Raw genomic sequence first — 12097 nt, forward strand, 5'->3', positions numbered from 1 at the left:
GCGGGTACCTGGCGGCCATGGACTCGTTCCCGCTGCCAGGTAGCTCGCCCGCCACGGTCGTCGCGCCCGCCCCGGGGCGAGGACCACAGTTCTGGACCGGCGCGCCGTCGGCGTCCTTCGACGACGACGGCGCGATCGTCCTCGGCTACCGCGTCCGCAACGGTCCGGACACGGTCGACGAGACCGTCGTCGCGCGCTCGACCGACGGCGAACGGTTCGAGACGGTGTTCAGCCTCGGCCAGGACCACTTCGGCGCCCAGTGGACCGAGCGCCCCGCGCTCGTCCGCTTCGAGGGCGGCTGGCGGATGTACGTGAGCCTCGCCACGCCGAACACGAAGCACTGGTGGATCGGCGTCGTCACGGCGCCAACCCTCCAACAGCTCCCCCAAGCGCCCGTCGAGACCGCCTTCGCCGGCGACCGCGACACGGCCGTCAAGGACCCGATCGTGCAGCTGCGCGACGGCGTCTGGCACGCGTGGATCTGCTGCCACCTGCTCGACCTCCCCGGCGAGGAGGACCGCATGAACAGCGCGTATGCCACCTCCCACGACGGCCTGTCGTGGGACTGGCACGGCACCGTGCTCGAAGGCCGCCCCGGCGAATGGGACCAGCGCGGCGCCCGCCTGTCCACGATCCTCCCCGACGGCCGCGCCGCGTATGACGGCCGCGCGAGCGCGGAGGAGAACTGGTTCGAGCGCACCGGGATCGCCACGCCGCACGGCGCCGGCTACGCCTCCACCGGCGCCCCGGTCGCCGACGTCCGCTACCTCGAGGCGCTCCCGCTCGCCCGCGGCTTCCGGATCTACTACGAGGCCCGCCTCGACGACGAGACGCACGAGCTACGCACGGAGCTGCTCGAGTAGCCCGAGGCGGTCGACGCAGTTCCAGTGCTCGACGATCCGTCCGCCGTCGACGCGGACGATGTCGATCACGTGGATCTCGACCTCGGCGCCCGTCGGCTCGATCCCGTTGAAGGCGCCCGCATGGGTGCCGCGGAAGACCTTGCGGGTGACGACCTTGTCGCCCTCGGAGACCTGGTCGAGGATCTCGGCGCGGAAGCCGGCGAACGCGGCCCGGAAGCCGTCGAACTGCTGGCGCACGCCTTCGGCGCCGGGGGCGACGCCCGGCGGGCGGCTGTGGTCGAGCACGTCCGGGTCCAGCAGCTCGGCGAACGCGCGCTCGTCGGCGCGGGTCTGAAACTCGTCGACGAAGCGACGGACGACGGTCTTGGGTTCCATGCCGCGCACCTTCCCGCGTCCGCGCGGCGCGGTCATCGGTAGATCTACCCAAGCAGCTGGTGCTCGAGGGCGAACAGCGCGGCCGCGGCGCGGCTCGCGACGCCGATGCGCGCATAGACGTCCTGCACGTGGCGCTCGGCGGTGCGGCGGGAGATGACGAGCTCGTGCGCGATCTCGGGGTTCGAATGGCCGCGCGCGACGAGCCGCAGCACCTCGACCTGACGCTCGGTCAGGCCCGCCGGGCGCGGTGCGTGGATGCGCGGCGGCGGCGCGCCCGCGGCCTCGGCCACCGCGCGCGCCGCGTCAGGGTCCAGCCGCCCCGCCGCGACCTCGTCGGCGAGGACCGCCACGGCCGCCTCCAGCTCGAGGGCGGGACGATGCGCCCGGGACTCGGTCAGCGCGCGCAGGACGTCGGCGGCCGCGAGCACGCGCTGCGCCGGCGACAGCGCGTTCGCGCCGACGCCGCGGTGATAGCCGGACCCGTCGAGCCGCTCGTGGTGGGCGCCGGCCAGCGGTGCGAGCTTCGCGAGCGCCCCGCAGCGCGCCAGCACCCGCTCGGAGTGATAGGCGTGCAGCCGCACCCGCTCCTGCCCCGCCCACGTCAGCGGGCCGGGGTGCTCCCAGACGCCGTTCGGCACCGCCGCGCGGCCGAGGTCGTGGACGAGCGCCGCGCGTCGCAGCTCGCCGGCGTCGAGGCCGAGGCGCAGCGCCGCGCCCGCCGCCAGCTCCGCCACCCCCGTGCAATGGCCGTGGTGCAGCGGAGTCTTGATGTCGACGACCTCGCCGAACGCCCGGCACACGCGGTCCAGCCCGGGGTCGTGGGTGAACGTCACGTGCGGTGGCGGCTCGGCGGCGACCGCCGCGGCGATCGGGTCGTCCACGCGGTCGAGCACCGCGGCCGCGCGCGCGGCGCGGCGCGCGAGCTCGGGGTCGAGGCCGCCGACGAGGCCCGCAAGGCCGGTCGCGCCCGCGGCGCCTGCGGCTCCGGCAAGGCCAGCGGCTCCGGCGAGCCCGGCGGCGCCTGCGGCTCCGGCAAGGCCAGCGGCTCCAGCGAGCCCGGCGGTTCCCGCGGCGCCGGCTGGGCCCGCGGCGCCGGCGAGGCCGGCGGCGCCCGTCGTCGCCGCGCCGCCACGGCGGTGCGCGAGCGCCATCGTCGCCGCCGCCTGGGCCACCCGCGCCGGGAGCGCGATCTCCTCGCCCACGAGCCCGCGCGGCCCGCCCGTGCCGTCCCAGCGCTCGTACACGTCGAGCAGCCCGTCCACGACGCCCGGGCCGAGCCCGATCCGCTCCGCCGTCCGCGCCGCGACCTCGCAGTTCGCGCGGCTGTACCCGACGACGACCGCCCGCGGCAGCTCCGGGCCCTCCCCCAGCACCGCCGCTCGCTTGACCGCGATCTCGTCGCCTCCCATCGCCCGCGCGGCTTCGAAGGCGTACGCCGTGCAGCCGATGTGCTGCAACAAGGTCACCCAGTAGGCGTCGGGGTCGTCGGTCAGCTCCATCGCCACGAGCGCGGCGCGGCTCGCCTCGCCCGGCTCGAGGCCCATGCCCAGATCGGCCACGAGCGAGAGGCCCGCCAGCAGCTCGGCCAACCGCAGGGATTGCATGCACGCGCGATCATCCCCGACCATGCGGGTGCTCGTCGCCTCCACGGCCGGAGCCGGCCACCGGCTCCCGCTCGCGCCGTTCGCCGACGGCCTCCGACAAGAAGGCCACGACGTCCGGACGCTGATCAGCGACCCGCCGCGCGACCCGCGCTGGGACACGTTCCACCTGATGTCGCGCGAGGAGCAGCGGGCGTTCGGCGAGCGCGAGTGGTTCGGCCGCATCTGCACCGCCCACATGCGGCCGTTCGTCGAGGCCGCCTGCGACGAGGCGCGGCCGGACCTGATCCTCCGCGAGCCGTGCGAGTACGCGTCCGCGATCGCCGCCGTCGAGCGCGGCATCCCCTTCGCGACGGTCGCGATCACGAACGCGGAGGGCGAGTGGAGCGCGACCGCCTTCGTGGCGCCGGTGCTGCCGGACGCGGTCGTCGGCCCGTTGCGCGAGCGCCCGTTCCTCAGCCGCTTCCCCGCCTCGATCGACCCGTCGCCCTACCCGCGCACGTTCCGTTACGCCGAGCCGGCTCCGCCGGAGACCACCGGCGAGTACGTCTATGCCACGTTCGGCACGGTCGCGCCCGGCCTCGGCTACGACCCGTACCGAGCACTCCTCGACGCCGTCGACGGGCTCGACGTCCCGGTGCTCCTGACCACGAGCGCGGACCTCGGCCCCGTCCCGCCCAACGTCACGGTCGAGCGCTGGGTGCCGCAGCTGGAGGCGCTCGCCGGGGCGCGGATGGTCGTCTGCCACGGCGGCTCCGGCACCGTACTCGGGACGCTCGCGGCCGGGCTCCCGCTGATCATCCTGCCGCTGTTCGCCGACCAGACCGCGAACGCGCAGCGGCTCGAACACGCCGCCCGAACGGTCACGCCGGACACGCTCCGCGACGCGATCCTGCATCCACCGCCGCCCCCGAAGGAGCTCGCCGCCGAGATCCGCGCGGCACCGACCCCCCTGACCGCGCTCGGGAAGGGGATCGGATAGGGAGACACCGGCGTCTAGCGGGACATGGAAACCCTGAAGATCGGCAGCGACGAGATCGCCATCCACGTGTCCAGCGGCACGCTGCTCGCCACCGAGGTCACGATCCCCGCCGGCGGCGGCCCGCCCGCGATGCACCGCCATCCCTCCGAGGAGCTCTACCGGGTCGAATCGGGCGAGCTCGCGATCTACGTGAACGACGAGCGCGTCGTCGCCGGCCCCGGCTCGGTCACCCACATCCCCGGCGGCACGCTCCACAACGTGCGCAACGAGAGCGACGCACCCGCCCGCGCCTACGTCGTCTTCTCCCCCGGCACCGAGTTCGAGGCCTTCGTGCGCGCCGTCGCCGCCGACCCCGAGAACGTGATCTTCCACGCGATGGCCAACGGGATCGAATTCACGTAGTGTCGCCTCGGCCGTGGCTCACCTTGCCGAGCAACTCGTCGGGCGCGCGGAGGAGCTCAAAGCGCTCGAGGACGCGTTGGAGCGTCAGTCGGGCGCGATCGAGCTCGTGGGCGAGCCCGGCATCGGCAAGACACGGTTGCTGGCCGAGCTGGAGGCGATGGCCGACGATCGTGGCTGCCTCGTGCTCTCCGGGAGCGCGTCCGAGCTCGAGCGCGACCTGCCGTTCTGGGTCTTCGTCGACGCGCTCGACGAGTACGTCCGCGGCCTGCCGCCCGCGGTGCTCGAACCGCTAAACGGCGAGCTTGACCGCGTCCTGAGCCAGAGCGCCGGCGGCCTCGCCGACGAGCGCCACCGCGCCCACCAGGCGGTCCGCGAGCTGCTGGTGATCCTGGCCAGCCGCCAGCCGCTCGTGTTGATGCTCGACGACCTGCACTGGGCGGACCCGGGGTCGCTCGAGCTGCTCGGCACGCTGCTGCGCCGCCCGCCGCAGGCGCCGGTGCTGCTGGCACTCGCGGTGCGTCCTCGCCAGGTGCCGGAGAAGCTGCTGCCGTCGCTGGAACGGGCGAACCGCGGCGGGACGCTCACGCGGATCGAGCTCACAGCCCTCAGCAGGGCGGACGCCAAGGCGCTGCACGGCGACGCCGCCGACTCCGTCTACGAGGAGAGCGGCGGGAACCCGTTCTACCTGCAGCAGCTCGCCCGCTCGCTCGGGCGCACCGGTCAGGTCCCGCGGGACGTCACGGCCGCGCTGTCGGAGGAGCTCGCGCTGCTGGGCGAGGACGCGCACAAGCTGATCCGCGGCGCGGCGGTCGCGGGCGACCCGTTCGTCCCCGAGCTGGCCGCCGCGGCGGCCGACCTCGGCGAGCACGCGGCGCTCGACGCCCTCGACGAGCTGCTGCGGACCGACCTGATCCGCCCCACCGACGTCCCGCGGCGCTTCCGGTTCCGCCACCCGCTGGTGCGCCGCGCGGTGTACGACGGCGCACCCGCGGGCTGGCGGCTCGGCGCCCACGAGCGCGCGGCGATGCTGCTGCTGGCGTCCAAGGGCTCGATCACCGCCCGCGCCCAGCATGTCGAGCGCTACGCCCGCGAGGGCGACCTGGAGGCCGCGACCGCGCTGCGCGACGCCGGCCTCGCCGCCGACCCGTCGGCGCCCGCGAGCGCCGCGCACTGGTTCGCGGCCGCGCTGCGGTTGATCCCGGAGGGCCAGGAGCGGATGCCATTGCTGCTCCTCTACGGCCGGGCGATGGCGCAGACCGGCGAGTTCTCGGCGAGCCGGGACGCGCTGATCGAGGCGCTGGCGCTCGCCCCGCCGGACTTCCCGCTGCGCGGGCGGATGATCAGCGGCTGCGCGACGATGGAGCGGCTGCTCGGCCGCCATGAGGAGGCGCGCCGGCGGGTCGAGGCCGCGCTGGACGCCCTGCCCGACCGCGGCAACCCCGAAGCGGTGTTCCTGATGGTCGAGCTGGCCGCCGACGCGTTCTTCGCGACGGACTTCAACCGTCAGTGGGAGTGGTCGCGCAAGGGCCTGGCGCTCGCGGGCGGGCTCGGCGACCCGGCGATCCTCGCGGCCTGCACCGCGCAGTCCGCGATCGCGGACGCGTGCGTGGGTTTGATCGAGGACGCCAAGCGACACACCGCCGAGGCCGCGGCGATGGTCGACGCCCTGTCCGACGAGCAGCTCGCGCAGCGGCTGGATGCCGCGTTGTTCGTGATGGGCGCCGAGCTGCACCTCGATCGATTCGCCCGCGGTCGCGAGCACGGGGTGCGCGCGATGCGGATCGGGCGCGCCACCGGCCAGGGCTTCCTGCTCCCCGCGCTGGTCCCCGCGCTGTGCGCCTGCCTCGAGATGCTCGGCCTGCTCGACGAAGGCATCGAGGTGATCGAGGGGGCGATCGAGGGCGCGCGGCTGTCCGGCAACCGCCAGGCGCTCTCGCTGGCGCTGATGAACCGCAGCCTGCTCGCCCACGCGGCGGGCGAGATCGAGCTCGCCCTGACGTGCGGCGAGGAGGCCTTGGCGACCGCGCGCGGCGTCGGCAACCGGATGGCCGAGTCCTTCGCGAGCTTCGCGCTGATGCGGGCGCTGCTGTCCGCGGGCGAGCCGGCGCGCGCGCTGGCGACGCTGGTCGAGGGCGGTGGCGGCGAGGACCTCGTGGCGATGCCGAGCGCGTGGCGGACGGGCGGCTTCGAGCTGCTCGCGCTCGCGTACCTCGCGCTCGGGCGCCACCGGGACGCGATCCATGTCGCCGAGCGCGCCGCCCAGCACGCCGAGGAGGTGGGGCTCGTCTACGCGGCGGGTCAGGCCGCCCGCACCGCCGCAGCGGTCGCGCTCGAGACCGGCGAGCCGGAGCGAGCGGGAGCACTTGCGCTCGGGGCGGCCGCGCGCTTCGAGGCGATCGAGGCGCCGATCCATGCCGCGACCGCGCGCCTCCTGGCCGGCCGCGCGCTGGCGGCGTCGGGCGATCGCACCGGCGCGATCGTCCAGTGCGAGCGCGCCGCCGAGACCTTCGAGACGTGCGGCGCGCCGAAGCGCCGCGACGAGGCCGAGCGCGAGCTGCGCCGGCTCGGCCGCACGATCTACCGTCGCAGCGGCGCGAGCGGGCTCGAGTCGCTCACGGCGCGCGAGCTCGAGATCGCGCGGCTGGTCGTCGACCGCCAGACGAACACGCAGATCGCCGCCACCCTCTTCCTGTCCAAGAAGACCGTGGAGACGCACCTGCGCAACATCTTCGGCAAGGTCGGCGTGTCATCCCGCGTGGAGCTCGCCCGCGCCGTCGAGCGCAGCGACGCGAACGCCGGTTAGCTGCTCGACGATCTGCGCGTTGCGCGCGCCGATCGCGCGCGGGTCGAGCCCGATCGTGGCGGCGATCTCGCGGTCCGGCGTTCCCGCCAGGCGCATCGCGAGGATCGCCCGGTCGGTGCCGTCGAGCCGCGCCGCGGCGTGCCGCTGCAGCCGCGGGGTGATCGGCGGGAGGGGGTTGTCGCCGCGGACCGCGGCGACCAGCTCCGCCGGGCTGCACGCCTTGTCGACGAGGGCGTGCGCGCCGGCGAACGCGGCCGGGACGACCATGCGGAAGCTCGCCTCGGCCGTGTGCAGCACCACGCGTGCCTGCGGGCATCGCGCGCGCACCGCCAGACAGAGACGCAGGTCGTCGAGCACGACGACGTCGGGGTCGGTCCGGTACAGCAGCGGCCACAGCGCGCGCCGATCGGCGGCGACACCCACCGGAACGATTCCCGCGTGCTCGTGCAGGATCGCGTTGACCCCGGCGCAGGTCGCGGGGTGATGGTCGAGGACGACGACGCGGATCATGCGTACGCCACCTCCCGCGACCGCAGCACGCGCGGACGGGCGGCGACCGCGTAGCCGACGGCGGTGATCGCCAGGCCGGCCGCGACGTCGAACACGTAGTGGTTGGCGGTCGCGACCGTCGAGAGCGCGACGATCGGCCCCCAGCTCAGCGCCAGCACCTTCAGCCAGCGCCGCTTGACGGCCGCGGCGACGGCGACGCCGAGCGCCATCGCGAACCCGCAGTGCAGCGACGGGACCGCCGCGATCGGGTTGTAGAACCAGGTCGAGTGGCCGGCCAATGCGACCGCCGACTGCTCTGAGACGGCGTCGGTCATCCCGATCCCGGCGAGCCGCGGCGGCGCGACCGGGAACAGCGCGTAGATCGGCAACGACAGCATCCAGGTGACGATCACGGTGTCGCGCAGCCGCGGGTAGATCCTCGGCGCCCACCGGTACATCGCGGCCAGCACGGCCGGCAGCACGACGATCTGCGCCGCCAGGTAGATGTGGCTGAGCAGGGTCATCCAGATGCCGCCGAACGCGTCCTGCACGGAGCGCTCGACCCCGGCCCCGCCCTCGAGGTCGAGGACCCGGTTGGCGTTGGCGACGGCCAGGTTCATGTCGCCGTCGGTGAAGCCGCGGCCCGCGTTGTAGAGCAGGTAGGCGGCGCCGAACAGCAGCAGCTCACGGCGCCACTTCATGAGGTCAGCTCCACGACGTCGCGGCGGAACGCGGCGGCGACGGTCCAGTCGGCGAGCACGCGGGCGCGGCGGGCGACGAACGGGAGCGCCATCAGGTGGTAGCCGCGGGCGACGGTCCAGCCGGCGATCCCGCGCAGGCGCAGGCCGGCGACGGTCGCGATGCCGTGGCGGCGCCCGAGCGTCGCCATCGAGCCGAGCGACTTGAACGCGTACGGCTTCACCCGCCCGCGCAGGTTGCGCGAGAGCCGGCGGGCCTGGCGCAGCGCGTGCTGGCACGTGGGCGGGTCGAGCTCGCCGGTCGCCTCGTTGGGGACCGCGGCGATGTCGCCGAGCGCGAGCACGTCGTCCAGCCCCTGCACGCGGAAGAGCTCGTCCACCGGGATCCGCCCGCGCGCGTCGAGCGGCAGCCCGAGCTGCGCGGCGATCGGGTTCGCGGCGACGCCGGCCGTCCAGACGACCGTGCCGGTCTCGATCCGGCGGCCGTCGGACAACACGGCGCCGCCGCGGTCGATGGACACGAGCGCGGTCGAGGAGAGGATCTCCACGCCGCGTCCGGACAGCGTCCGCGCGGCGAACCGCGCGAGGCTGTCGGGCACCTGCCCGAGGATGCGCGGCCCCGAGTCGACCAAGACCCAGCGGGGTTTCACCGCCGCCAGCCGGGGATGGCGGCGGAGCGCACCTTCGGTCAGTTCCTGGAGCTCGGCGACGGCTTCGACACCCGCGAAGCCGGCGCCGGCGAAGACGAACGTCAGCCGCCGCTCAGCGCTGGACGGGTCGGCGTCGGCCAGCTCGAGCTGGCGCAGCACGTGGTTGCGCAGGCGGATCGCGTCGCCGATGTCCTTCAGGCCGAGCGCGTGCTCGCGCAGGCCGGGGACGTTCGGCGTGCTGGTGATCGAGCCGAGCGCGACGACGAGCCGCTCGTAGCCGATGTCGAACTCTCCCGCCTCCGAGCTCACATGGACGACCTTGCGGTCGGGCTCGAGCGAGACCGCGCGGCCGAGCAGCAGGTCGGCGTGCGGGCACATCGTGCGCAGCGGCACGGTCACGTGGCGCGGCTCGATGCTGCCCGCTGCCGCCTCGGGGAGCAGCGGCGTGTAGAGCATGAAGTTGGCGGGGTTGACGATCGTCGCGCCCTGGCGGCCGAGCCCGCGGGCGACGTACGCGCCCGCGAAACCGCCGCCGAGGATCAACGTGCCGCCAACTGAGGAGCGGTGGGGAGTCATGGGATGTCGACCTCGTCGACGCGTGTCGCGGTGGCGCGCTCGGCGATGAAGAAGGGGAGCAGCGCGAGCGCCTCATCAGGACCCGCGGCCTCGACCGACCACCAGATCGCATGGCCGCCCGTGAGGCACGAGGCCAGCGCCGCCTGATGGCGGAGCGGGCTCGCGTGCCCCCGGAAGGACGCGAACGCCACGCCGCACTCGTGCGGCTCGTGGCGGTGGTGGAGGAGGAAGCGCGGCATGGCACAGAGAGTCCCGTCCACACGCGTTTGATTCATCGGGGCGCCACCCTGATCTCGGACCCTGAGGGGGCGCCTAAGGGTCACGAATGAGGGTCGCGCCCTGAAGTCAGGGCGCCGCCGTCCCGGCAATCTCGCTGCCACTCCCCAACTCCCCCCGTTCCCAAGGAGAGGCAATGGCAACGTATCTGTACAAGCTCGGACGATGGTCACATGACCGGCGCCGGCTCGTGGTCGGGCTCTGGCTGGTCGTGATGATCGCCGTCGCCGCCTGTGCGGCCGCGTTCTCCGGGCAGACGAACAACAAGTTCGAGGTGCCGGGAACGGAGTCCCAGCAGGCACAGGAGCTGCTCGAGGCCAAGTACCCGGCGGCGTCGGGCACCTACGCCCGCGTCGTCTTCGCCGCGCCCGAGGGCGAGACCCTCAAGGACGCCGACAACGCCAAGGCGATCGACGCGACGATGGCCGAGGCGAAGAAGGCCGACGAGGTCTCCGGCGTCACCGACGTCACGCTCTCCAAGGACGGCACGATCGGCTACGCCGACGTCATCTACCCGGTGCCGTCGGGTGAGATCGGCGAGCAGGCGCGCCAGGATCTCGCGGACATCGCCGACACCGGCGAGGCCGCGGGCCTGCAGGTCGAGTTCTCCGGCGGGATCGCCGCCGAGGAGGGCCACCACGGGTCCGAGTCGCTCGGCATGATCGTCGCGTTCTTCGTGCTCGCGATCACGCTCGGCTCGCTGCTGGCCGCGGGCATGCCGCTGCTCACCGCCGCGTTCGGCGTGATGGTCGGCATCACCGGTCTGACTGCTCTTTCAGGCGCCGTCGAGCTCTCCGAGACAGCCCCGATCCTGGCCACGATGCTCGGCCTCGCCGTCGGCATCGACTACGCGCTCTTCATCCTCGCGCGCCACAAGCAGAACCTCGGTGACGGCATGGACGTGCGCGAGTCGATCGCCCAGTCGGTCGGCACCGCCGGCAGCGCCGTCGTCTTCGCCGGCATGACCGTCGTGATCGCGCTCGTCGGCCTGGCCGTCATCAACATCCCGTTCCTCACCGTCATGGGCCTGGCCGCGGCCGGCACCGTGACCATCGCGGTGCTCGTCGCGATCACGCTGCTGCCCGCGATCTTCGGGTTCTGCGGCGGCCGCCTCGCCCGCCGCAACCGCCTGTTCGCGCCGCGACGCGCCAAGCGGGGCACGCCGGTCAGCGCCCGCTGGGTCGGGTTCGTCACGCGTCATCCCGTCGCGGTCCTGCTCGTCGGCCTGGTCATGCTCGCCGGCGCCGCGATCCCCGCCGCCCACATGGAGCTCGGCCTGCCGGACGGTTCGTCGGAGCCGACGTCGTCGACCGAGCGCCAGTCCTACGACCTGCTCACCAAGGGCTTCGGCCCGGGCTTCAACGGCACGCTGACCGTCGTCGTCGACGCGCCGTCGGTCAAGCGTGAAGAGCAGGAGGAGTTCGGCAAGAAGGTCTCCGCGACGCTGCAGGACTTCCCGGGCGTCGCCGCCGTCTCGCCCGCGATGCCGAACGAGGCGGGCGACCTCTGGATCGTCCAGGTGACCCCGACCACGGGTCCCGCGTCGGATGAGACGCGCGACCTCGTCAACGCCCTGCGCGACAAGGCCGACACGCTGCCGAAGGACGCCGGCATCACCGCGTACGTGACCGGCCAGACCGCCGTCAACATCGACACCGCGGACCGTCTGACCAAGGCGCTGCCGACCTACATCGTCGTCGTCGTCGGCCTCGCCCTGCTGCTGCTGATGGTCGTCTTCCGCTCGATCCTGGTGCCGCTCAAGGCCGCCGCCGGCTTCCTGCTGTCGATCGGCGCCTCGCTCGGCATCGTCGTCTGGATCTTCCAGGACGGCAACCTCAACGGGTTCTTCAATGTGGCCGCCAACGGACCGGTCACCTCGTTCCTCCCGATCCTGCTGATCGGCATCCTGTTCGGCCTGGCGATGGACTACGAGGTCTTCCTGGTGTCGCGCATGCGCGAGCGCTTCGTGCACACCGGCGACGCGCGCGAGGCCGTGAAGACCGGCTACGTCCAGAGCGGCCGCGTCGTGATCGCGGCGGCGACGATCATGTGCGTCGTCTTCGGCGCCTACGTCCTCGCCGACGACCCGATCACCAAGTCGATCGGCCTCTCCCTGGCCGTGGGCGTCCTCGCCGACGCCTTCATCGTCCGCCTCACCCTCGTGCCCGCCGTGATGTCGCTGCTCGGCAAGCGCGCCTGGTGGATGCCCACGCGCATGTCCAACTTCATCCCGAACCTCGACATCGAGGGCGAGCAGCTCGCCCACGCCTCCTAAAGGCCACCTAAAGGGTCAGACCCCTTAGCTTGCCTTTATCTTAAAGATCGGGCCGCGTGTCGATTTCGACCGCGGCCCGTTCGTCGTCCCGGTAGAACCAACGTTCA

Annotated in this window: 11 protein-coding genes; 5 read left to right on the forward strand and 6 right to left on the reverse strand. The window is 73.5% G+C overall.

What is annotated here, in order from left to right:
- Positions 1-17: 17 nt before the first annotated feature.
- Positions 18-863, forward strand: a complete 846-nt coding sequence (locus G569_RS0137385; protein ID WP_037501812.1) for a hypothetical protein — start codon at positions 18-20, stop codon at positions 861-863.
- Here the strand turns inward: G569_RS0137385 and G569_RS0137390 are convergent.
- The gene (locus tag G569_RS0137390) at positions 840-1238 is read right to left on the reverse strand and encodes an ester cyclase (RefSeq protein ID WP_037502212.1); all 399 of its coding nucleotides are present in this window, start codon (positions 1236-1238) and stop codon (positions 840-842) included. The two genes, G569_RS0137385 and G569_RS0137390, sit on opposite strands and share 24 nt — an antisense overlap.
- Positions 1239-1282: 44 nt before the next feature.
- Complete coding sequence (locus G569_RS0137395; protein WP_028067187.1) at positions 1283-2842, reverse strand: HD domain-containing phosphohydrolase; 1560 nt, start codon at positions 2840-2842, stop codon at positions 1283-1285.
- Between the two features lie 22 nt (positions 2843-2864).
- Here G569_RS0137395 and G569_RS0137400 point away from each other — a divergent pair, with 22 nt between their 5' ends.
- The 3 genes from G569_RS0137400 to G569_RS54950 are packed head-to-tail and all read left to right on the forward strand — an operon-like array spanning position 2865 to position 7026.
- Positions 2865-3821, forward strand: a complete 957-nt coding sequence (locus G569_RS0137400) for a glycosyltransferase (RefSeq protein ID WP_028067188.1) — start codon at positions 2865-2867, stop codon at positions 3819-3821.
- 24 nt (positions 3822-3845) lie between these two features.
- Positions 3846-4223 carry a cupin domain-containing protein gene (locus tag G569_RS59895; protein WP_053227590.1) on the forward strand — a complete coding sequence of 126 codons (378 nt, stop codon included), beginning with the start codon at positions 3846-3848 and terminating at the stop codon, positions 4221-4223.
- Between the two features lie 13 nt (positions 4224-4236).
- Entirely contained in the window at positions 4237-7026 is a 2790-nt protein-coding gene (locus G569_RS54950; protein ID WP_053227591.1) for a helix-turn-helix transcriptional regulator, read from the forward strand.
- Here the strand turns inward: G569_RS54950 and G569_RS0137415 are convergent.
- From G569_RS0137415 to G569_RS0137430, 4 genes are read right to left on the reverse strand one after another with little or no spacing between them, the layout of a single operon-like run.
- Positions 6970-7536, reverse strand: a complete 567-nt coding sequence (locus G569_RS0137415) for a response regulator (protein WP_028067189.1) — start codon at positions 7534-7536, stop codon at positions 6970-6972. The genes G569_RS54950 and G569_RS0137415 overlap by 57 nt on opposite strands.
- Positions 7533-8216, reverse strand: a complete 684-nt coding sequence (locus G569_RS0137420) for a phosphatase PAP2 family protein (RefSeq protein WP_028067190.1) — start codon at positions 8214-8216, stop codon at positions 7533-7535. Before G569_RS0137420 ends, G569_RS0137415 begins: the two co-directional genes overlap by 4 nt.
- Complete coding sequence (locus G569_RS54955; protein WP_064750544.1) at positions 8213-9439, reverse strand: NAD(P)/FAD-dependent oxidoreductase; 1227 nt, start codon at positions 9437-9439, stop codon at positions 8213-8215. Before G569_RS54955 ends, G569_RS0137420 begins: the two co-directional genes overlap by 4 nt.
- Complete coding sequence (locus G569_RS0137430; RefSeq protein ID WP_028067191.1) at positions 9436-9678, reverse strand: hypothetical protein; 243 nt, start codon at positions 9676-9678, stop codon at positions 9436-9438. The genes G569_RS54955 and G569_RS0137430 overlap by 4 nt, the downstream gene beginning before the upstream one ends.
- A gap of 173 nt (positions 9679-9851) precedes the next feature.
- On the opposite strand from G569_RS0137430, the gene G569_RS0137435 reads away from it, so the two are divergent.
- Positions 9852-11990: an MMPL family transporter gene (locus G569_RS0137435; protein ID WP_028067192.1), complete on the forward strand. Its 2139-nt coding sequence runs from the start codon at positions 9852-9854 to the stop codon at positions 11988-11990.
- The last annotated feature ends 107 nt before the right edge of the window (positions 11991-12097 follow it).

This window comes from Solirubrobacter soli DSM 22325, assembly GCF_000423665.1.
Classification (GTDB): domain Bacteria; phylum Actinomycetota; class Thermoleophilia; order Solirubrobacterales; family Solirubrobacteraceae; genus Solirubrobacter; species Solirubrobacter soli.

Excerpts from the sequence above, each read along its gene's own strand:
- G569_RS0137385 (WP_037501812.1), top strand. The coding sequence starts at position 18 with ATGGACTCGTTCCCGCTGCCAGGTAGCTCGCCCGCCACGGTCGTCGCG.
- G569_RS0137390 (WP_037502212.1), bottom strand. The coding sequence starts at position 1,238 with ATGGAACCCAAGACCGTCGTCCGTCGCTTCGTCGACGAGTTTCAGACC.
- G569_RS0137395 (WP_028067187.1), bottom strand. The coding sequence starts at position 2,842 with ATGCAATCCCTGCGGTTGGCCGAGCTGCTGGCGGGCCTCTCGCTCGTG.
- G569_RS0137400 (WP_028067188.1), top strand. The coding sequence starts at position 2,865 with ATGCGGGTGCTCGTCGCCTCCACGGCCGGAGCCGGCCACCGGCTCCCG.
- G569_RS59895 (WP_053227590.1), top strand. The coding sequence starts at position 3,846 with ATGGAAACCCTGAAGATCGGCAGCGACGAGATCGCCATCCACGTGTCC.
- G569_RS0137415 (WP_028067189.1), bottom strand. The coding sequence starts at position 7,536 with ATGATCCGCGTCGTCGTCCTCGACCATCACCCCGCGACCTGCGCCGGG.
- G569_RS0137420 (WP_028067190.1), bottom strand. The coding sequence starts at position 8,216 with ATGAAGTGGCGCCGTGAGCTGCTGCTGTTCGGCGCCGCCTACCTGCTC.
- G569_RS54955 (WP_064750544.1), bottom strand. The coding sequence starts at position 9,439 with ATGACTCCCCACCGCTCCTCAGTTGGCGGCACGTTGATCCTCGGCGGC.
- G569_RS0137430 (WP_028067191.1), bottom strand. The coding sequence starts at position 9,678 with ATGCCGCGCTTCCTCCTCCACCACCGCCACGAGCCGCACGAGTGCGGC.
- G569_RS0137435 (WP_028067192.1), top strand. The coding sequence starts at position 9,852 with ATGGCAACGTATCTGTACAAGCTCGGACGATGGTCACATGACCGGCGC.